Raw genomic sequence first — 21,489 nt, forward strand, 5'->3', positions numbered from 1 at the left:
TTATGTTCCTATACCAAGATATTCTTTAGCTTGACACATGTCCTTGGATATTTGCTGCATGAGCTGTTCAACACTCTCAAATTTCCTTTCATCTCGAATCTTTTTTAAAAAGAATACTTCTATCTTTTTTCCATAAATATCTTGATTAAAGTCAATTATATGAGTCTCAACATTTTTTTGCTTACAGTCTTCAAAAGTTGGATTAAATCCTACATTTGTCATGCTGTTATAGAATTTGCCGTCAAGCAATGTTTTTGTTATATATACACCATTAGCTGGTAATACCAAAAATCTTTCAGGATTTATATTGGCTGTAGGATAACCAATAGTATTTCCAATTCTTCTGCCGCTTACTACCTCCGCAGTAATTGAATAATTTCTTCCTAAAAGTTTATAAGCTGTTTCAAGATCACCGTTTATAACTAATTCTCTTATTCTTGTACTGCTGATAATTTCATTATCACAGGTAATGGGAGATATAACTATAACTCTAAAACCATATTTTTTGCCCAATTCCTTCAAAAATTCAACATTCCCGTCACCATGATAACCAAATTTGTAGTCATAGCCAACTACAGCCAATTTTATATGGAGCTTATCAATTAAAATTTGCTTTACAAATTCCTCAGGTGAAAGTCTTGAAAAATTCTCATTAAACTCATCAAAATACAAATAATCCAAATTTATTTCACTAAGTAAATCTATTTTCTTCTGTTCAGTTAACAATAAAGGCGTAATAAGCTTCTTTCTAAGAATATTTTCTGGGTGCTTAGTAAAATTATAAACTACGGAAGCTAAGCCGTTTAATTGCGTTTCACGAATTAATGTATTTATAAGAGCCATATGACCTATATGCAGTCCATCAAAATTGCCAAGTCCTACACCTGTATTACAATTAAAGTACTTATCAATACTATTAGAATAAATTACCTTCATACTAACCTCCCACGCCCCATTTAAGCATACAATCTGGTACAGTTCTCGTGGAGGTACGCAACATATTTCTTAGGTACCATCCACACTTCTTAATGCTAACCTCCCACGCCCCATTTAAGCATACAATCTGGTACAGTTCTCGTGGAGGTACGCAACATATTTCTTAGGTACCATCCACACTTCTTAATGCTAACCTCCCACGCCCCATTTAAGCATACAATCTGGTAAAGTTCTCGTGGAGGTACGCAACATGTTTCTTACATACCTTCCAGTAATACAAAAACCTCTTGTGGTATTTGTCGCTCGAAAATGCACTATGTTTGCACTGATTTTGTTTTCGAGCTGCTAACCTCCCACGCCCCATTTAAGCATACAATCTAGTACAGTTCTCGTGGAGGTACGCAACATGTTTCTTACATACCTTCCAGTAATACAAAAACCTCTTGTGGTATTTGTCGCTCGAAAAAGCACTATGTTTGCACTGATTTTGTTTTCGAGCTGCTAACCTCCCACGCCCCATTTAAGCATACAATCTAGTACAGTTCTCGTGGACGAGCTATCCTCTAAAAAACTTTTTTGATTTTAGGAACGTGCCTCGCCCATCATCAAAAACCTCGCCAATCCCTAAAAAAACACCCTTAAAATCATATACCCTTTTATTAACATTTTTATTTTCTTTTTCATAGGTATATTTAATCCATACACCATTATTATATTTAGCAGTATCTGCTTCATTTAGCTGCACTTTATCATAATCTCTAAATACCGACTCAACAGGTACTAATTTGCTGCTAAGAGTATTTTCCTTTGCTAGTTCCATTATCTCTTCAAGGGTAAACGCTGAGTTTATATCATAATTTCCAGCTCTTGTCCTAACTAAAAAGGACATATGACCACCACATCCAAGCTTTTCTCCTATGTCATTGCAAAGTGTTCTGATATAAGTACCTTTTGAGCAATGTACGTCAAATAGTACTTTTTTTGTTGCATACTGTACTGTACTACTATTTTCACCGAATATTGAGATATCATCCCATATTCTAATTACATTTATATCGTAAATTGTTATATTTCTTGCTTGTCGTTCAATAGTTTCACCTTGCCTTGCAATTTCATAAAGCTTCTTCCCGCCAATCTTAATTGCCGAATACATTGGCGGAAGTTGGGCAATCTCACCTATAAAACTTTTGCATACATCTACTATCTCATTATTGGTAACATCAACAGGATGTGATGAAATAACCTTTCCTGAAGAGTCCTGAGTATCGGTTGTAACACCCAATGTCATCTCAGCACGATAAACCTTATCCTTATCAATCATAAACTCAATTGCTTTAGTTGCATTTCCTAAACATATTGGTAATACTCCCACTGCTGATGGATCTAAGGTTCCTGTATGACCAATCTTCCTTTGTTGCGTGATTTTTCTTGCAACAGCTATTACATCAAATGAAGTCATACCAGCAGGTTTTAAAACATTCAGAATACCATTCATTTACAATCTTTCCTTTATAGCCTCTATAATCTTTTTCTTTGCTTCCTCAATTGTACCAATAATTGTGCATCCAGCTGCTCTCTTATGACCGCCGCCATCAAAAATCGCAGCTACTTCTGAAACATCAACATAATTTTTTGACCTAAGATTTACTCTAATCTCAGTATTGCTTTTTTCCTTTATTAGTGCAGATACCTCCACACTTTCAATAGACCTGCCTATATTAACAAGTCCATCACAATCCTCTTCTTTTGCTCCCGTTGAAAAAATATCCTCTAATGATAAAGCAACAACTGCAAGCTTGGAGTTTTCATGTAGTTCAAGCAATTCAATAGATTTTGCAGTTAATTTGAGTTTCTCATAAGTGGTATTATCATAAATTCTTTGTGATATTTCTCCCACATTAATGCCTGTTGAAAGCAATTCAGCTATTATCTTATGGGTCTCAGCAGTTGTATTCTGATACTGAAAACCACCGGTATCAGTGGCTATTGCAGTATATAAGCATGTTGCAATATCCGCATTTATTTCCATTTCTAATTTTTTTAACAGCAAATAAGTAATTTCCCCGGTAGAAGCAGATACAGCATTAACATGATTTAGATGTGCGAATTTTGTATTGGTAATATGATGGTCAATGTTTATAGTGCATGGAGCCATAAAAAACCCTTCGCCTCTTGAGCCCAATCTACCCACATCACCTGTATCAAGAGCTATATTTAAATCGGCAGTATCAGCACTTTCATCATAAAAGCCCGCTAACTCACCACCAGGCAGAAATTTATATACAGTTGGAATATCTTCTTCCATATATACCCATACTTTCTTTCCTGAATTCCTAAGTGCCATACCTAGAGCAAGGGATGAACCTATTGCGTCTCCATCAGCATTGACATGTGGAAATATTGCAACGCTTCCAGCTTCAGATATTAGCTTAATAATTTCTTTGTCCATTTTAGCCCCCACAAATTATTCTTTATAATCTTTCTTTGCATCATCTAACAATTTATTTATATACATTCCATGCTCAATTGAATTATCCAACTCAAAATGAATTTCTGGAGTAACTCTTAACTGTACTCTATGCCCTAGTTCTCTTCTAATAAATCCGGCTGCACTTTTGAGAGCTTTTATGGCATTTTTCTTTTCCTCTTCAGTTCCCATAACGCTTACATAAACCTTAGCATGTCCCAAATCTTTTGTCACTTGACAGTCTATAATACTAACTAAACTTGGTAGTCTTGGATCCTTAATCTCGTTTTGAACTATATTACTTATTTCTCTCTTTACTTCCTCAGATATTCTTGATATTCTATCAGCCATAATTATATCCACACTCTTTATCTACACTATATTCAAATAATGTAATAGCATGGACCTAGCACCTCCTATCTAATATTTAAACTTCTTCAATCTAGGTTCTAATTACTACTTAACCTACAAAAGTAACACTACCCCAAAATACACAATACTCTTCTGCCACATACCATTAGAAAATGTATTCTTGATATTTTGAAATTGATTTTCATATCATTTACTTAGTATTGCCAAAACATTCATTTTTTACTAATTTATATTAAAAGGTTAATCACATTTACAGCCGTTTATTAGCATTATTCCAATACCCTATAAATATTGTATAATACTATTTCCTTATAATCCATATAGTCAAAATCAAAACCCAGTTTTACTGCTCATCCCTTTTAACTCTGTTCTCCATTACTTTTCTATATCAGGAGACACAAATAGTATTAATCAAATATATGGTCATTGGTTGATTTCTTAATTTCAAAAAAGCTGCTCTCAGATTTTTTCATGAAATATTCTTCATTAAATTTTCTTCATAAAAAATCTGATAATGCATAAATACATACTTACTTTGAATTTGCTAAACCATAGCCCATATAAGCAGCAATAACAAACGTCGTTTTAAAATAGCTTCTATGTCTTAACACAAAATAATATATTGACTTGTTTTTAAAATACATTAGTAAGGCTGAAATAATCATACAATATATACAAATAGGCTGAATTGGATTTTACTCCACTTCAACCTACTTAAAAGCAACAACTGTAATATTAATAACTACTTATTCCAATTGAACTTTCTATCTTTTTACTTCCTCCATTATGAATGCTTCAATTACATCGCCTTCTTTTATATCGTTGAATTTCTCAATAGAAACACCACATTCATAACCTTGAGTAACTTCCTTAACATCATCTTTAAATCTCTTAAGGGATCCAAGCTTACCTTCATAAATTACTATACCATCTCTTACAACCCTAACTTCAGAATTTCTCTGAACCTTACCATCTGTGACATAAGCACCACCAATTGTTCCAACATTTGAAACCTTAAATACCTGTCTGATTTCAATATGTCCAAGTACAACTTCCTTGTAAGTAGGTTCTAGCAATCCATTCATTGCAGATTGAACATCCTCAATAGCTTTGTATATTATACTATATAATCTTATATCTACTTCTGCAGCTTTAGCGGCCTCAGTTACATTTATACCAGGTCTTACATTAAATCCGATTATAATAGCATTTGAAACTTGAGCCAAAGTAACGTCAGACTCTGTTATAGCACCTACAGCATAATGAACTACATTTACTCTTACCTCATCATTGCTCAACTTCATAAGAGAAGACTTCACAGCTTCAAGTGAACCTTGAACATCTGCTTTAATAACCAAATTTAAATCCTTAACCTTTCCTTCTTTAATCTGATTATAAAGTTCTTCAAGACTAACCTTTGCACTCTTTTTGTACTGCTGTTCCTTTTGCTTATATTTTCTCTTTTCAACTAAGTGTTTAGCAACCTTTTCATCGGTAACCGCATAGAATATTTCTCCAGCATCAGGAACCTCATTCATACCTAAAACTTCAACAGGCATTGAAGGTCCAGCACTCTTAATAGCAGTACCCTTATCATTTGTCATAGCTTTGATTCTACCAAAAGCTGAACCAGCAATGATTGAATCTCCTGCTTTCAAAGTACCTCTCTGAACAAGCATTGTTGCAACAGGACCTCTCTCTTTATCAAGCTTAGCTTCAATAATAGTACCTTTTGCCTGTCTATCCGGATTAGCTTTTAATTCCAACATATCCGCTACTAACAATACCATCTCTAGTAATTGATCTATGTTTTCTCTTTTCTTTGCAGAAACAGGAACCATAATAGCATCTCCGCCCCATTCTTCTGCAACAATTCCATGCTCAGTAAGTTCTTGCTTAACTCTGTCTGGATTTGCACCAGGCTTATCAATCTTATTAATTGCAACAATAATAGATACATTCGCTGCTTTAGCATGATTAATAGCTTCTATTGTCTGTGGCATTACACCATCATCTGCTGCAACAACTAATATTGCAATATCTGTTACCTGAGCTCCTCTAGCACGCATTGCTGTAAATGCCTCATGGCCAGGAGTATCTAGGAACGTAATACGTCTATCCTTTGCCTTAACCATATAAGCACCTATATGCTGAGTAATTCCACCAGCCTCACTATCTATTACATGAGTACTTCTAATTGCATCAAGTAAAGAAGTCTTTCCATGGTCAACGTGTCCCATAACAACTACAACTGGAGGTCTTGGTACTAATTTTGATTCATCCTCTTCCTCAATATCATCAAAGAGTATATCTTCTTCGCTAATCTGAACTGCTTTCTCTGTTTTTACACCATATTCTTCAGCAATAATAGTTGCAGTATCAAAATCTACATCATTATTAACAGTTGCCATAACTCCAAAAGACATCAGCTTCTTTATAATTTCAGTTGAAGTCTTTTTAAGAGCTTCAGCTAATTCTTTTACTGTAAGTGTCTCTGGTATAGTTATTGAAGTCAAAACTGCTTTTGGAGGAATATACTTTGTTTGTGCAGCTTTATCAACCTTCTTACTTTTTGGAACTTTCTTTTTCTTTGAATCATCATTATAAAACTCATTAAAAATATACTCTTCTGAAAGAATCTCTGAAACACCTTTCTTTTCAATAACAATCTTTTGAGGTTTCATCCTATTATGCTTGTTTTGAATTACACTGCTTTTTGGAGTTTCCTTTTTCTTATTTTCATCTCTTTTTGCAATCTTATCAAAATCCTTACTTTGGAATTCTCTTCTGGCTTCATTCCTCTGTGAATCAAATTGTTCTTGAGCTACAGCTACATCAGGCTTTGGTATATCCAATCCTTGCGATTTAAACTGCCCTTGTGGTCTGTCAGTTCTCTGTCCACTATACTGGCCCTGTGGTCTATCTGTTCTCTGTCCACTATACTGGCCTTGTGGTCTATCTGTTCTCTGTCCACTGTACTGGCCTTGTGGTCTGTCTGTCTTCTGTCCACTGTACTGGCCCTGTGGTCTGTCTGTTCTCTGTCCACTGTACTGGCCCTGTGGTCTGTCTGTTCTCTGTCCACTGTACTGGCCCTGTGGTCTGTCTGTTCTCTGTCCACTATACTGGCCCTGTGGTCTGTCTGTTCTCTGTCCACTATACTGGCCCTGTGGTCTGTCTGTCTTCTGTCCACTGTACTGGCCCTGTGGTCTGTCTGTTTTTTGTCCGCTATTATTCTGACCCTGTGGTCTGTCTGTTCTCTGTCCACTATACTGACCCTGTGGTCTGTCTGTTTTTTGACCATTATTGTTCTGGCCTTGTGGTTTGTCTGTTTTTTGTATGCTACTATTCTGACCCTGTGGTTTATCTGCCTTCTGTCCATTATTATTCTGACTATTTGGCTTATCTGACCGTTGCATAGTAGCATTTTGCTCTTGAGAAATATTATCTTCTGATACTTTAGTATCAACTGGTGCTTCCTCTGGTTTTTTTATTTCTTTTTCTTTATTTGCTTCTATATTTTCTTGGGTTAACACTGGTGCAGACTCATCCTTTTCATTTTTTATGCTTTCTGCATTTGCATGAGCAATATCCTTAGTATTTGACTTAGCTGTATCAATTTCCTCATTACTTTTTACTACCGTTGATTCCATTTGAATAGTGTTTTCTGCCACAGTTTTTCCCTCTTTATTAACGTCCACAATATTTTTATTTTTTTTCAAATCAACAACTTCATTTTGTCCGGACTGAGGTGTCTTTGTTGAAATATTTGGGGTTTCAATAATTTTATTGCTTTTTTCAACATTCTTCTTTTTGGGTTCTGGTTTAGTTTCATATATAAAACCAGGTCTTAATCCCGATGTACTAGAATCTGTTTTTACATAGTCATTTCTGTAATTTGACTTCGATGAATTTTTTGAATTTTTATTATGATTATTTGCAACATCAGCGCCGCTTGTTTCTGTTTTACTATCAAGTATTATTTCAGTTGTCCGAATAATTCTTGGAGCATTCTTGGTATCCTTTTTAACATCCTTTTTCTTTTCTGCTATGTGGACATTATCAGAAACCACTTTCTTATCTTCATCTGTCTTCTTATTATCATGCTTAATTACACCTATATGTTTATAAAGAGCATCTAATTCATCAGCTTCAAGAAGACTCATATGATTTTTTACATTAATATTTATCTCAGCAAGCTTTTCTATTAACCTTTTACTTGTAGTATTTAGTTCTTTTGCAAGCTCGTATATTCTAGCTTTTTCCAATACCTTCACCCCCGAATTCATTTATTTGAGCATCTATTAAATTAAGAAGGCCATTTTTAAAATCCTTAGATAAAATAGAAATAACGGCTCGTATTTCCTTTCCTGTATATCTTCCAAGTTCAAGCTTTTCTCCATACTCTCTATAACAGATATTTCGGAAATTACACATACTTTTAAATTTGTCCTTCGTGTTTTCTGAAGCATCTCTCGCTACAATAACAAGGACAGCTTTACCTGACTTTATATTCCTCTCAACAGTTTCATCACCAGATACCAGCTGACCTGCTTTCTTAGCAAGCCCTAATAAGGAATAAACCTTATCCATTATCTCCCTCCAATTGGTTTTTCAAGTTATTATATATTTCCACATCAATTGTAGTTTCAAAAGCCTTTTCAAGCCTTTTTGCTTTCATGGCTTGCTCGAGGCATTCAACACTTTTGCAAATATATGCACCTCTTCCAGGCTTCTTACCAACGAGATCAATGTTGATTTCTCCCTCATTATTTTTTACCACACGTATTAACTCCCTCTTAGGCTTCATTTCTTTACACCCTAGACACATACGCAATGGAATCTTTTTTTGCTTCATCAATCCACACCTTCCATAATAAATATTTTCAAATTTAATTAATCAGAAATAAATTCTTCCTGACTGCTGTCATCATTTTGACTATCGTAACTATAATCCATGTATCCGGTTGATATATTTTCATCAAAAAGCTGTTTTTCTATTGCCTGCCTTAACTGTGATTCACTCTTGATATCAATTTTCCATCCTGTTAGCTTTGCTGCAAGTCTCGCATTTTGTCCTTCTTTGCCAATTGCTAATGATAGCTGATAATCAGGTACAACAACTTTTGCTGACTTTTGCTCTTCATCAACATCAACCCTTACAACCTTCGCAGGACTAAGACTACTTGAAATGTATTCCTTTATATCGCTACTCCATTTTATAATATCTATCTTCTCGCCTCTAAGTTCATCAACTATAGCCTGAACCCTAGTGCCTCGCTGTCCAACGCAAGCACCTACAGGGTCTACATTTTCATCCTTGGAGTATACTGCAATCTTAGTTCTTGAACCTGCTTCTCTTGATATACTCTTTATTTCAACAGTACCATCATGGATTTCAGGAACCTCTAACTCAAAAAGTCTCTTAACCAATCCTGGATGAGTTCTTGAAATCATAATCTGTGGTCCTTTTGTTGTCTTCTTAACTTCAACAATATATGTTTTAATTCTTTCATTAAACCTGTATTCTTCACCTGGTGTCTGCTCAGTTGTTGCAAGAACAGCCTCAGTTTTACCAAGGTCTACAATTACATTCCTTTTTTCAATTCTCTGAATTATTCCAGTAACTATATCACATTCTTTATTGTAAAATTCATCATATATAATTCCGCGTTCAGCTTCCCTAAGCTTCTGAACAACAACCTGCTTTGCAGTTTGTGCTGCTATTCTTCCAAAACTTCTAGGAGTAACTTCTGTTTCCACATAATCGCCTACATTAAGGGTAGGATTTATTTTAGCAGCATCTTCAATTGAAATATCCATTGCCTCTACGTCTGGTACTTCGGCTATTTTTCTAAGCCCAAAAACTTTAACATCCCCAGTTTCTCTATCTATATTTACATTTACATTCATTGCTGAACCGAAATTTTTCTTGTATGCAGATATTAGAGCAGCCTCAATGGCTTCAATAATTATTTCCTTTTTTATTCCTTTTTCTTTTTCTAACTGTTCAAGTGCTAACATTAACTCAGCGCTCATTTTGCTAACCTCCAATAAGAATCAATTATTAAAATTTAACAGCCCTTTTAACTATGGCAACCTTGTTTTTTTCAAACTCAAGTGTTTTTCCTTCTTGATTTATTACAATTTTACCGTCAATCAATCCAACTAACTCACCTTCAAATATCTTTTTACCATCTATAGGCTGAAAAACTTTTATTTCAACTAATTCACCCTTATATTTTATAAAGTCTCTCTCAGTTTTTAGCGGTCTTTCTAAGCCAGGTGATGAAACTTCCAAATAATAACTCTGTTCTATAGGATCCTTTTCATCTAAAATATCACTAATTCTTTCGCTAACAGCCTGACAATCATCAATACCGATTCCACCTGCTTTATCAATATAGATCCTCAGATACCAATTTGCACCTTCTTTAACAAATTCCACATCAACTAATTCATAATTTAAGTCTTCAACTATCGGTTTCGCAAGTTCAGTAATTACTTGCTGAATATTAATTTTCATATTCGTTCCTGCCTCCATGAGCTAGAGTCTCAGTCCTGCTCAAGCCATATATTTTATTGCTTATAGCTTAATAATTAAATTTGACAAAATATTATTACGCAAAAACTTAGGCACTATAAGTGCCTTTAATTAACTGCAATTTACTTAGGATAAAAATAACAACAAAGAGTGGGTTCTCCCACTCTTGGCAGTAAAGTCTATTAAACCTCTATCCTTGTGTATTATATCATTATTATTTCAAATTATCAACAATTTATTATGGTTTTTAAAAAATAACTTCCAATGACCCTTACTATACAGCCACTTGATATGGACTTTAATGAAAATCATCCTAAAATCATCCTATGGTAATTTAAATAAGTAATTAAATTAATCTATAGGTTTTCAAATATTCTGTATCAATAAGTAATGAGACTGTATAATAACCAATAAACTGAAAAATAATTTTTATTGCTAAGCTTAAACTCATTACCTCTTGTCAATAATCAATCATTTACATCTCATTAATTTCTTTAATCAGTTCATCAACTATTTTTTCTTGTGGAATCTTTCTGATTATTTTTCCTTTTTTGAACAATAACGCTTCATTTATACCACCAGCTATGCCAATATCAGCATCTCTAGCTTCTCCTGGACCATTAACTGCACATCCCATTATGGCAACTTTGATATTTTTGTTAAGTTTATCTAAAATAGGCTCAAGCAAATTAGCAATGGCAACCAAATCAATTTTTGTTCTGCCGCAGGTTGGGCAGGATACTACTTCTATTCCACTTGTTATTATACCTAATGATTTTAGTATTTGTTTGCCAACTCTTACTTCTTCGACAGGATCACCAGTTAATGAAACTCTAAGCGTATCTCCTATTCCCTCAGCAATAAGACAACCTATACCAACAGAAGACTTAATTGTTCCTTTATATATTGTTCCAGCCTCGGTAACTCCAATATGTATTGGATAGGGACTTTTTTGCGATAGAAGTCTGTATGCAGCAATAGTCATTGGAACACTAGATGCCTTTATTGAAATTATTATGTCATCAAAATTGACTTTCTCAAGCATTTCAGCATGAGCTAGCGCACTTTCTACCATGCCCTCGGGTGTAACACCACCATATTTTTGTAAAATACTTTTCTCTACAGAGCCAGAATTAACTCCAATTCTTATTGGTATCTGTCTCTCTTTTGCCATATCGGCAACAATTCTGACTCTATCTTGACCACCAATATTTCCCGGATTAAGTCTTATCTTATCTACACCATTTTTAATACATTCTATTGCCAGTCTATAGTCAAAATGTATATCAGCAACAAGAGGTATTTTTATAGCCTTTTTTATTTCCCTAACAGCACTAGCAGCTTCTGCATCAGGAACTGCCACCCTTATGATATCACATCCAACATCCTCTAACCTCTTTATCTGTTCAATTGTGGATTTAACATCTCTTGTATCTGTGTTGGTCATAGATTGAACAGAGATAGAAGCATCACCGCCAATAAAGATGTCTCCAATTCTTATTTTTTTTGTATTTTTTCTTATAATATACTGTTCCACAGGTAAATCTGCCTTTCCTAAAATACTTAACTCAAACTTCGCACATAATAGTTTATCGGTGCAGCAAAATTATCAGTGGTTTGATTCCATATAATTGCATGAATTAGAAATAATTCGTCTCATCAACTAATTCATGCAATTATTTTTAACCCAACTTTCGGATGAAAAGTAGAACTATCTTCAAGATTACCAATAGCTTGTTATGTAACAAACTATCTTATCTTTTGATAATATTTACTTTTCATTTGATAATGCTGCCACACCTCTTATAGTAAGCTTTTAGCAATATTCAACTTCGAAGTCTGTGTACTTAATGAGACTTTTATATCCGTCTCAAAATATCATTAAATGTAACATAAATCATCAATGCAATTAACAATACGAAGCCTACCATTGTAATCATGGCTTCTTTTTCTGGGTTTAAAGGCTTTCTCCTTATTTTTTCTATTAGTAACAGTAATAGTTTGCTTCCATCTAAAGCAGGGAATGGTATCAAATTTACTAAACCCAAGTTAATACTTATCATAGCAGATATTGATAGTAAACTATACACTGTTTCTTTTATTGAAGGAGTATCCTGAACAACATCACTTATAAGTGTAGTTATTCCAACAGGTCCGCTTAATTCACTCATAGGAACTATTTGTGTAATAAGCCAGCCTATTGAATAATATATTGACCTTGATGTTGAAATAGAGTAATCAACTGATGCCTTAAGTGTATTAATAAAGCCACCCTTTGAATATTCAAACTCAAGTCCAATAGCTTTCCATTCAGCAGTTTTTCTAGCCACTGGTTTTACTGGCTTTAGTTCCTGAACTTTTCCTTCTCTATCTACTGTTATGGTTATTTCTTCTTTTCCAAGTTCATCTACAAGCTTTGAAATATCACGCCTTGTATTTATTTCCATTCCATTAATCTTAATTATTCTGTCTCCCTTTTTAAGACCAGCCTCTTCTGCAGGAGAATTATCAGTAACTTGTGCAACAAGAGTGGAATCAACCCCATCAAAGCTTTGGTAATCTTTAGGAGTAAAGCCAAGCATGTAGCCGTCTTGCTCTCTATTTGGAGTTAAGGTAATATTATGAGTTTCACCATTTCTCTCAAACTGTAAATCTACACTTTCATTTTTTAAAGGATAAGCAAATATTTCTAAATCAGCAGGGAGAAAAACTGTCTTTCCATTATATTTTTCAAGAGTATCACCGACCTTAATACCTTTTTGTTCTGCTACTGAACCAGGTAATACAGTCTTAACCTGTGTTGTGTTATATCCAGTTTGTGCCATTAATATAAATGCAAAGATAAGAGCTATAAGTATATTCATAATAGGCCCAGCTGCAATGATAGCTGACCTAACGCCTACTGGCTTTTTGTTATAAGCTCTTTCATCATCAGACTCTTCTTCCTCACCCTCCATTTTCACATAACCGCCTAAAGGTATTAGCCTTAATGAATAAGTTGTTTCTCCTTTTTGAAAGCTAAAAAGCTTTGGACCCATAAACAATGAAAACTCATTTACTTTTACCTTAAAAGCTTTAGCTACAAGAAAATGCCCTAGTTCATGTATTATTATCAAAAAACTTAAAACCAATATAGCCAGTAAAATACCCATATTAACCTCCCACGCCAACTTCAGGCGAAAATTTTAGTGTTTCTATCGTGGAGGTACGCAGAAAGTATATTATATTGCACATACTTCTTATCATGCTAACCTCCCACGCCAACTTTAGGCGAAAAATTTTAGTGTTTCTATCGTGGAGGTACGCACAAAGTTTTGCCATACCTCAAAACTGCAAAAAACACTTGTGTTTTTTAACTCGAAAATGCACTATGTTTGCACTAATCTTATTTTCGAGTTTTTGAAGCTATAAATATGCTTCAATCAACTTAACTTATCAACTTCTTTGCTGATTCTCTTGCCCATTTATCTACTTCTATTATATCCTCTAAGCTTGGATATATATTCACACTATGCTGCTGCATTACATTCTCTATAATTTTAGGTATAGCAACAAACGATATCTGATTATTTAAAAAAGCTGCTACAGCTATCTCATTAGCAGCATTCATTGCCGCAGCCATTGTACCACCTGCTGTTATAGCATCATAGGCTAACTGCAAGCACCTAAAAGTTTTTGTATCTGGCTCTTCAAATGTAAGCTGAGAGCATTTCAAGAAATCCAACTTTGAAAAATTATTACTAAACCTCTTAGGGTAAGTCAAAGCTAACTGTATTGGAGTTCTCATGTCAGGCGAACCCAATTGGGCAATTATTGACCCATCAACGTATTCAACCATTGAGTGAATAATACTCTGAGGATGTACTAAGACTTGAATTTTGTCAAGTTCCATGTCAAACAGCCATTTTGCTTCAATTACTTCCAGCCCCTTATTCATTAATGTTGCTGAATCAATAGTAATTTTACTTCCCATACTCCAATTTGGATGCTTTAATGCCTGAGCAGGCGTAATACTCTCTAGTTCACTTAATTTTTTGCCTCTAAATGGACCTCCAGAGGCAGTAATTATTATTTTCTCCACCTGCTTATCATCATTCCCCATCAAACACTGATATATTGCAGAATGTTCACTGTCAACAGGAAATATATTGATATTATACTTTTTTGCTTCTTCTATAACCAGCTTACCTGCTGTAACAAGGGTTTCCTTGTTGGCAAGTGCAATGTTCTTTTTGTTTCTTATTGCATGCATTGTGGGAATGAGTCCAACAGTTCCCACTACAGATGTCACAACTGTATCAACTTCCTCTATCTCAACAACGCGTTTCATTCCTTCAATTCCATATAAGACCTCAATGTTCATTCCTTGAAATCTCTGTTCAAGTTCTTTAGCCAATTCTGCATTTCCTACAGATACAACTGCAGGTAAAAACTCATGAACCTGTTTTTCCAGAAGGTCTATATTTGAATTTGCTGAAATAGCAGCAACCTTTAAGCCCAAGTTTCTTGCTACATCAAGAGTCTGGACACCTATAGAACCTGTAGACCCTAATATTGAAATTACCTTTGACATTTATCCTCCAATTTGCACATGTTTGTTTTCAAAAATTATTACAAGCAGCAATAATATTGCAAGTATTCTAATTATCTTTACTTTAACAATAAAATATTACCTAAATATTAACTATATATTAACATTTAAAGCCAACAATTTAATTATATACTTTATAAAGCCTATAAATTGTCATTTATTATTACAACTTCAACTTTCTATGTTCGCTATTATCACTTAATTATCCCTATAATAAGTCTATTTATACTCAAAAACTAAAACTTAGCACAAAAATGTTTTGATACTGTAGAATTATCAATGGCTTGTTTCCAATTGCACTTATTAATCTTGTAAATTGTTAAGCTAGCTGTAAAACATAATATACCACAGGCGCTACAAATAAAATGCTGTCAAACCTATCCAGCACACCACCATGTCCAGGCATAATTTTCCCATAATCCTTAATGTTGACAAATCTCTTTATTGCCGATGCCGACCAATCACCAATTTGTGAAATCAATCCACAACACAGTCCTAAAATTCCTAAAACAAAATATGATATTTCTAAACTAAAATAACTTCTTACAATAACTCCAAACACCAACATTAGCGCCATGCATCCAAATATTCCCCCAATTGCACCTGCCAACGTCTTTTTAGGGCTTATTTCAGGGATAATTTTTCTTTTTCCAAAGAGACGTCCAAATGTATATGCCATAGTATCAGTACCCCAAGCACCAATAAATATTAGCCAAATTAAACAATATCCATATTCCATGTTTCTGATTAAAATAACAAAACTTAATAGAAAAGGCACATAAGCTATTCCAAAAGCTGTTATACAAACATCTATAATATTGTAACTCTTATTTTTGAAAACAATAAATGCCATACTCAAAAAAATAATTATAATTGCTGAAATCCCTGTTAATGTTGGAATATCAACTGCTATCCATCCTGTATCCTTAATACCCAAAATTAATAGTGGAATAACAGATAAATAACCAACTATTTTAATTGGATTTATATTTTTCAAATTTGATAAAGAATTATAGAATTCATAAAGTCCAATTGCAGCAATTAAACTTACTGCTATTCCAAATGTTATTGAACCCAAGTACAATACGACAATAAGTAAAATAAGACCCACTACCGCACTAATTACTCTAGTTTTAAGCATACTAACCTCCCACGCCAACTTCAGGCGAAAATTTTAGTGTTACTATCGTGGAGGTTACGCACATAGTATATTTTTTATTGCACATACTTTTTATAATGCTAACCTCCCACGCCAACTTTGGGCATAATTTATAGTGTTTCTATCGTGGAGGTACGCACATAGTATATTTTTTATTGCACATACTTTTTATAATGCTAACCTCCCACGCCAACTTCAGGCGAAAATTTTAGTGTTACTATCGTGGAGGTTACGCACATAGTATATTTTTTATTGCACATACTTTTTATAATGCTAACCTCCCACGCCAACTTTGGGCATAATTTATAGTGTTACTATCGTGGAGGTACGCACAAAGTATTGCTATACCTCATCACTGCAAAAAACACTTGTGTTTTTAACTCGAAAATGCACTATGTTTGCACTAATCTTATTTTCGAGTTTTTATAATGCTAACCTCCACGCCTACTTTAGGCATAAATTATAGTGTTTCTATCGTGGAGGTACGCACATAGTATATTTTTTATTGCACATACTTTTTATAATGCTAACCTCCCACGCCAACTTTAGGCGAAAATTTTAGTGTTACTATCGTGGAGGTTACGCACATAGTATATTTTTTATTGCACATACTTTTTATAATGCTAACCTCCCACGCCTACTTTGGGCATAAATTATAGTGTTACTATCGTGGAGGTACGCACAAAGTATTGCTATACCTCATCACTGCAAAAAACACTTGTGTTTTTTAACTCGAAAATGCACTATGTTTGCACTAACTTTTTAACCACAATTTGAAAAAAACACTATATACTTAGCCTAATCCACCATACCTTCTGCTTCTTTTTCCATAGTCCCTTATAGCCTCTGAAATATGACTCTCATTTACATCTGGCCATAGAGCATCTGTAAACCATAATTCTGAATAGGCACATTGCCATAATAGATAATTACTAATTCTCTGCTCTCCGCTTGTTCTGATTAGAAGATCAGGATCAGGAATACCAGCAGTATATAAGCAGCTTTCAAACTGTTTTTCATCTATATCATTAATTGATAACTTATTTTCTTTTACTTTCTTAGAAATTTCCTTAACAGCATGTAACATTTCAAGTCTAGAGCCATAATTTAGTGCAATAATGAGGTGTAAACCATCATTGCTGCTCGTAAACTTTTCAACTCTGGCAATCTCCTTTTGAAGTTCTTCTGGTAAAGCAGTTAAATCACCAATAACTTTGATTTTTACATTGCTGCCCTCAAGTTCTTTTTCAGCGTTACGCAAAAACTCCATTAACAATTTCATTAATGCATCTACTTCGCTTTGGGGCCTCTTCCAATTTTCAGTTGAGAAGGCGTAAAAAGTCAAATATTTAACTTTTATTTTTGAACAGAAAATAACAATCTTTTTTATATTCATGGAACCTTCTCTATGACCCATATTCCTAGGCAGACCTCGTTTTTTTGCCCAACGACCGTTTCCATCAGGGATTATTGCTATATGATTTGGAACCACTTTGAATTCTTTAATTTTTTCATTTTTTTTAGTAAATAATCTATCAAAAAAACCCATTCTAACCTCCACGCCTAGTTACATATGAATCAGAACCTTTAGTTGAATCAAAACCTTTAATTGATTCAAAACCCAAAAAATACAGCCTTGTTTAGTTCTTTAGAGCATACTGATTTTTCTTACTTCACAAGGGTATTTCAACGGACATCTTTATGGTAACTACTGCCCTTTTGACAAAACTCTTTGTGTTTTCTTCGCATACTCAAAGGATACAGGCTCCCTTATTAATCTCAAATATAGAATTTTTCATTTGAAATTTGCTCAGAATTATAAATATGTTTGCAATAACATAATTATATATCACATACAGTTATTTTGAAAATAAATCCTTGATAAGTTTAACACAGATAAACTATTTATGCGAGATAGTTTATTTATATTTAAAACAACCCCTCGTTTAGAGGGGTTTACATACAAGTATAGTTAAGCTATTTCCTTCTAATGGCTGAATTCTTAGTACTCTAAATGATTGGTCATACTCTGTTATTTCTAGTTTAGGTGGTGATGTGATTGTAATATTATCAACTGTATAACCTTTTTTCTGTACTACCTTTAGAGCATCTCCAAGTGTAAAACCTACAAGTTCAGTAATATCAACTGCTAAGTTAGCATCACAGCACATGCTATCTTCTTTATATCCATCAGCTCTAAAATAGTTCAAATAGCTATACCTCCATAATTTCCTTTTCTTTAAGTGCAACTATACGATCTATATCTGCAATATATTTATCAGTTAAAGTTTGAATATCCTTTTCTGCATCCTTTAAATCATCTTCTGTAATCTCACTATTTTTTTTCTTTGCTTTCATAGTTTCAATAGCGTCTCTTCTAATTGACCTAATAGCAACTTTTGAATCTTCGCCTTCTTTTTTGACTAACTTAGTCAATTCTTTACGTCTTTCTTCAGTAAGGGGTGGAAAAACAAGTCTGATTGTCTTACCATCATTATTCGGATTAATACCAATATCCGATTTCTGTATTTCCTTTTCAATATCCTTAAGTAGTTTTGCCTCCCATGGCTGTATCAAAATAACTCTAGCTTCTGGTACTGATACAGACGCAACCTGATTAATTGGGGTGGGAGTGCCGTAATAATCAACGGTTATTTTGTCTAATATTGCTGGGTTAGCTCTCCCTGCTCTGATACCAGCTAAATTATCTTTTAATACGTTTATGGTCTTATTCATTTTTTCTTCGATGGGTTTGAAAAGTTCCTTGTCCATTATAAAGCTCCTCCTATAATTTATATCTATATCATACAATTATTTCCGAATGATTTCAATATATTGTAGTACCAATTTCTTCACCCTTAACGGCCCTTATAATATTATCAGGATTATCTAGTCCAAATACCAGCATTGGTATTGAATTGTCTTTACAGAAGGAAGCAGCTGTTGAATCAATTGCTGATAATCCCTTATTTAAATATTCTTGATAACTAATCTTGTCAAATTTAATAGCATTAGGATTTTTGGATGGATCGCTATCATAAATTCCATCAACGTTTTTCGCCATTAATATTGCCTCTGCATTTATTTCAGCAGCTCTTTGTGCTGCTGCCGTATCTGTTGAAAAATAAGGATTTCCCATTCCACATGCAAAAATAACTATTCTCTTTTTCTCTAAGTGTCTTACAGCTTTTCTTCTGACATATGGCTCAGCAATTTGTTTCATCTCAATAGCTGTCTGAACTCTAACAGGTATTCCTCTGGATTCTAATGCATCCTGCAGTCCAAGCGAATTAATAACTGTAGCCAGCATTCCCATGTGATCTGCAGTAGTTCTATCCATTCCTACACCACTTCTGCCTCTCCAGAAATTGCCTCCACCTACAACAATAGCTATTTCAACACCTAACTCATGAGTCTTATATATTCTATCACATATCTCATTAATAGTATCAGTATCAATACCGCTGCCTTTTTCTCCAGATAATGCCTCTCCGCTGATTTTTAACAATATTCTTTTGTATTTTAGTTCAGTCATAGTTCTCCTCCATCCAAAACTATTAATATGCTATTTTATTCTATTTTTTTTTAAAAAAGGCCTTAATAAGGGGAACATACACTAAATATGTTCCCCTAAAATGACTTAACCGCCTATTTGCTTCATAACTTCATCAGCGAAGTTTTCTTCTTTCTTATCTATACCTTCGCCTCTTTCAAATCTAGCGAATCTTCTGATAGAAATATTCTCACCAATATGAGCTATTTTTTCTTTTAATAATTGGTCAATAGTTATATCAGGATCTTTGATATATGCCTGATCTAACAAACATTTTTCAGCATAGAATTTTTCAATTCTACCTTCAACCATTTTTTCAATGATTTTTTCAGGTTTTCCTTCATTTCTAGCTTGCACTCTTAATATTTCTTTTTCATTCTCAAGAACTGCAGCTGGTACATCTTCTCTTCTAACATATTCAGGACTGCTAGCAGCTATTTGCATTGCAATATCCTTAACAAATGTTTTAAATTCCTCATTTTTTGCAGCGAAATCTGTCTCAATATTTACTTCAACGAGAACACCAATTCTTCCGCCACCATGTATATAAGCTTCAACTAAACCTTCAGCAGCAACTCTTCCTGCCTTTTTAGCAGCTTTAGCTATTCCTCTTTCTCTTAAGAGCTCAATTGCTTTTTCTTCATCGCCATTAGTTTCTGTAAGAGCTTTTTTACAATCCATCATTCCTGCTCCGGTTCTTTCGCGGAGCTGCCTTACCATTTCAGCAGTAATCATTTTTTATCCTCCAAACCGTATAAAATAAGATACATTATTAAGTTTTTTATACGACATATTAATCAATATATATCATATATCAATATATAACGAAGTTGGCTACCCAACCTGTTTAATTATCAATCAAATTATTCAGCAACAACTTCTTCTGCTTCATTAGCTTCCACAGTAGTAGTTTCAGCTTGTAACTGTTCTCCCTGACGGCCTTCGATAATAGCATCAGCAATTTTAGCAGCAATTAACTTTACAGCTCTTATTGCATCATCATTACCAGGGATAACAAAATCTACTTCATCAGGATCACAGTTTGTATCAACTATAGCTACAACTGGAATACCAAGCTTTTTAGCTTCAAGAATTGCATTTCTTTCCTTGCGTGGGTCAACAACAAACATTGCTCCCGGAATCTTCTTTAAATTCTTGATACCGCCAAGGTTCTTCTCAAGATCTTCCATTTCCTTCTTTAACTTGATAACTTCTTTCTTAGGTAGAACTTCAAAAGTTCCATCTGCTTCCATTGCATTTAACTCATTTAATCTGTCAATTCTCTTACGGATAGTCTTGAAGTTTGTGAGCATTCCACCTAACCATCTGTTGTTTACGAAGAATTGTCCGCTTCTCTCAGCTTCTTCTTTAATAGAATCCTGAGCTTGTTTCTTTGTTCCTACAAAAAGAACATCCTGACCAGCCATTGCTACTTCTCTAATAAAGAAGTATGCATCGTCAACTTTCTTTACTGTTTTCTGCAGGTCTATGATGTATATACCATTACGTTCTGTAAAGATATACTCTGCCATCTTAGGATTCCATCTTCTAGTCTGGTGACCGAAGTGAACACCTGCCTCCAAAAGTTGTTTCATTGAAATAACTGCCATATTAATAACACCTCCGTTAAAGTTAATACCTCCGCACCATTTTAAACTCAAACAAAATATTTTTATTGAGTTTAATCAGCCTTAGCTGACACTCTAACAAACTGATAGATGCGTGTGTATTTTTTCCGCTAGTTAGTATAACATATTGTTTAATATTAATCAATCTTTATGTTGATAATTATTTTTATTTTTTTAATTTAACTTTTTTAGTATTTTTTCTACCACTTCTACTAATTAATTTTTCCCTAAAATACAGTTTT

At 34.0% G+C, this 21,489-nt stretch carries 19 protein-coding genes; all 19 read right to left on the minus strand.

Annotation, left to right across the window (positions count from 1 at the left end; all coding sequences use genetic code 11):
• The 19 genes from EHE19_RS12500 to rpsB all read right to left on the minus strand — a co-directional run bounded on the left by EHE19_RS12500 (position 1) and on the right by rpsB (position 21,229).
• On the minus strand, positions 1-936 hold the full coding sequence (locus tag EHE19_RS12500; RefSeq protein ID WP_137697899.1) for a bifunctional riboflavin kinase/FAD synthetase: 936 nt from the start codon (positions 934-936) through the stop codon (positions 1-3).
• Between the two features lie 556 nt (positions 937-1,492).
• Entirely contained in the window at positions 1,493-2,431 is a 939-nt protein-coding gene (gene truB / locus EHE19_RS12505) for a tRNA pseudouridine(55) synthase TruB (RefSeq protein WP_137697898.1), read from the minus strand.
• Positions 2,432-3,385: a DHH family phosphoesterase gene (locus EHE19_RS12510; RefSeq protein WP_137697897.1), complete on the minus strand. Its 954-nt coding sequence runs from the start codon at positions 3,383-3,385 to the stop codon at positions 2,432-2,434.
• A 15-nt stretch (positions 3,386-3,400) separates the two neighbouring features.
• Positions 3,401-3,754, minus strand: coding sequence for a 30S ribosome-binding factor RbfA (gene rbfA, locus EHE19_RS12515; protein WP_137697896.1), 354 nt, complete (start codon positions 3,752-3,754; stop codon positions 3,401-3,403).
• Positions 3,755-4,539: 785 nt separating this feature from the next.
• On the minus strand, positions 4,540-8,040 hold the full coding sequence (gene infB, locus EHE19_RS12520; protein WP_244648229.1) for a translation initiation factor IF-2: 3,501 nt from the start codon (positions 8,038-8,040) through the stop codon (positions 4,540-4,542).
• The gene (locus tag EHE19_RS12525) at positions 8,027-8,365 is read right to left on the minus strand and encodes a L7Ae/L30e/S12e/Gadd45 family ribosomal protein (RefSeq protein WP_137697894.1); all 339 of its coding nucleotides are present in this window, start codon (positions 8,363-8,365) and stop codon (positions 8,027-8,029) included. Before EHE19_RS12525 ends, infB begins: the two co-directional genes overlap by 14 nt.
• Positions 8,358-8,630, minus strand: a complete 273-nt coding sequence (gene rnpM / locus EHE19_RS12530; protein WP_137697893.1) for an RNase P modulator RnpM — start codon at positions 8,628-8,630, stop codon at positions 8,358-8,360. The genes EHE19_RS12525 and rnpM overlap by 8 nt, the downstream gene beginning before the upstream one ends.
• A gap of 38 nt (positions 8,631-8,668) precedes the next feature.
• A complete protein-coding gene (nusA, locus tag EHE19_RS12535) occupies positions 8,669-9,811 on the minus strand; it encodes a transcription termination factor NusA (RefSeq protein ID WP_137697892.1) in 1,143 nt (380 codons plus the stop codon).
• Between the two features lie 28 nt (positions 9,812-9,839).
• The gene (gene rimP, locus EHE19_RS12540) at positions 9,840-10,298 is read right to left on the minus strand and encodes a ribosome maturation factor RimP (RefSeq protein ID WP_137697891.1); all 459 of its coding nucleotides are present in this window, start codon (positions 10,296-10,298) and stop codon (positions 9,840-9,842) included.
• A gap of 493 nt (positions 10,299-10,791) precedes the next feature.
• On the minus strand, positions 10,792-11,841 hold the full coding sequence (ispG, locus tag EHE19_RS12545) for a flavodoxin-dependent (E)-4-hydroxy-3-methylbut-2-enyl-diphosphate synthase (RefSeq protein ID WP_171003592.1): 1,050 nt from the start codon (positions 11,839-11,841) through the stop codon (positions 10,792-10,794).
• 334 nt (positions 11,842-12,175) lie between these two features.
• Complete coding sequence (rseP, locus tag EHE19_RS12550; protein WP_137697889.1) at positions 12,176-13,468, minus strand: RIP metalloprotease RseP; 1,293 nt, start codon at positions 13,466-13,468, stop codon at positions 12,176-12,178.
• A gap of 275 nt (positions 13,469-13,743) precedes the next feature.
• Positions 13,744-14,889 carry a 1-deoxy-D-xylulose-5-phosphate reductoisomerase gene (locus EHE19_RS12555; RefSeq protein WP_137697888.1) on the minus strand — a complete coding sequence of 382 codons (1,146 nt, stop codon included), beginning with the start codon at positions 14,887-14,889 and terminating at the stop codon, positions 13,744-13,746.
• A 337-nt stretch (positions 14,890-15,226) separates the two neighbouring features.
• Complete coding sequence (locus tag EHE19_RS12560; protein WP_137697887.1) at positions 15,227-16,048, minus strand: phosphatidate cytidylyltransferase; 822 nt, start codon at positions 16,046-16,048, stop codon at positions 15,227-15,229.
• A gap of 811 nt (positions 16,049-16,859) precedes the next feature.
• Positions 16,860-17,615 (minus strand): undecaprenyl pyrophosphate synthase, encoded by a 756-nt coding sequence (locus tag EHE19_RS12565; RefSeq protein WP_137697886.1) that lies wholly within the window; start codon positions 17,613-17,615, stop codon positions 16,860-16,862.
• Positions 17,616-18,012: 397 nt separating this feature from the next.
• A complete protein-coding gene (locus EHE19_RS12570; RefSeq protein WP_137697885.1) occupies positions 18,013-18,276 on the minus strand; it encodes a hypothetical protein in 264 nt (87 codons plus the stop codon).
• Positions 18,277-18,280: 4 nt separating this feature from the next.
• Positions 18,281-18,838 (minus strand): ribosome recycling factor, encoded by a 558-nt coding sequence (frr, locus tag EHE19_RS12575; protein WP_137697884.1) that lies wholly within the window; start codon positions 18,836-18,838, stop codon positions 18,281-18,283.
• A 55-nt stretch (positions 18,839-18,893) separates the two neighbouring features.
• Entirely contained in the window at positions 18,894-19,601 is a 708-nt protein-coding gene (gene pyrH, locus EHE19_RS12580; protein WP_137697883.1) for a UMP kinase, read from the minus strand.
• Positions 19,602-19,706: 105 nt separating this feature from the next.
• Positions 19,707-20,354, minus strand: coding sequence for a translation elongation factor Ts (gene tsf, locus EHE19_RS12585; protein ID WP_137697882.1), 648 nt, complete (start codon positions 20,352-20,354; stop codon positions 19,707-19,709).
• Positions 20,355-20,482: 128 nt separating this feature from the next.
• Positions 20,483-21,229, minus strand: coding sequence for a 30S ribosomal protein S2 (gene rpsB / locus EHE19_RS12590; protein ID WP_137697881.1), 747 nt, complete (start codon positions 21,227-21,229; stop codon positions 20,483-20,485).
• Between the last annotated feature and the right edge of the window lie 260 nt (positions 21,230-21,489).

Source organism: Ruminiclostridium herbifermentans (genome assembly GCF_005473905.2).
Classification (GTDB): domain Bacteria; phylum Bacillota; class Clostridia; order Acetivibrionales; family DSM-1351; genus Ruminiclostridium; species Ruminiclostridium herbifermentans.

Excerpts from the sequence above, each read along its gene's own strand:
- EHE19_RS12500 (WP_137697899.1), bottom strand. The coding sequence starts at position 936 with ATGAAGGTAATTTATTCTAATAGTATTGATAAGTACTTTAATTGTAAT.
- truB (WP_137697898.1), bottom strand. The coding sequence starts at position 2,431 with ATGAATGGTATTCTGAATGTTTTAAAACCTGCTGGTATGACTTCATTT.
- EHE19_RS12510 (WP_137697897.1), bottom strand. The coding sequence starts at position 3,385 with ATGGACAAAGAAATTATTAAGCTAATATCTGAAGCTGGAAGCGTTGCA.
- rbfA (WP_137697896.1), bottom strand. The coding sequence starts at position 3,754 with ATGGCTGATAGAATATCAAGAATATCTGAGGAAGTAAAGAGAGAAATA.
- EHE19_RS12525 (WP_137697894.1), bottom strand. The coding sequence starts at position 8,365 with ATGGATAAGGTTTATTCCTTATTAGGGCTTGCTAAGAAAGCAGGTCAG.
- rnpM (WP_137697893.1), bottom strand. The coding sequence starts at position 8,630 with ATGAAGCAAAAAAAGATTCCATTGCGTATGTGTCTAGGGTGTAAAGAA.
- nusA (WP_137697892.1), bottom strand. The coding sequence starts at position 9,811 with ATGAGCGCTGAGTTAATGTTAGCACTTGAACAGTTAGAAAAAGAAAAA.
- rimP (WP_137697891.1), bottom strand. The coding sequence starts at position 10,298 with ATGAAAATTAATATTCAGCAAGTAATTACTGAACTTGCGAAACCGATA.
- rseP (WP_137697889.1), bottom strand. The coding sequence starts at position 13,468 with ATGGGTATTTTACTGGCTATATTGGTTTTAAGTTTTTTGATAATAATA.
- EHE19_RS12555 (WP_137697888.1), bottom strand. The coding sequence starts at position 14,889 with ATGTCAAAGGTAATTTCAATATTAGGGTCTACAGGTTCTATAGGTGTC.
- EHE19_RS12560 (WP_137697887.1), bottom strand. The coding sequence starts at position 16,048 with ATGCTTAAAACTAGAGTAATTAGTGCGGTAGTGGGTCTTATTTTACTT.
- EHE19_RS12565 (WP_137697886.1), bottom strand. The coding sequence starts at position 17,615 with ATGGGTTTTTTTGATAGATTATTTACTAAAAAAAATGAAAAAATTAAA.
- frr (WP_137697884.1), bottom strand. The coding sequence starts at position 18,838 with ATGGACAAGGAACTTTTCAAACCCATCGAAGAAAAAATGAATAAGACC.
- pyrH (WP_137697883.1), bottom strand. The coding sequence starts at position 19,601 with ATGACTGAACTAAAATACAAAAGAATATTGTTAAAAATCAGCGGAGAG.
- tsf (WP_137697882.1), bottom strand. The coding sequence starts at position 20,354 with ATGATTACTGCTGAAATGGTAAGGCAGCTCCGCGAAAGAACCGGAGCA.
- rpsB (WP_137697881.1), bottom strand. The coding sequence starts at position 21,229 with ATGGCAGTTATTTCAATGAAACAACTTTTGGAGGCAGGTGTTCACTTC.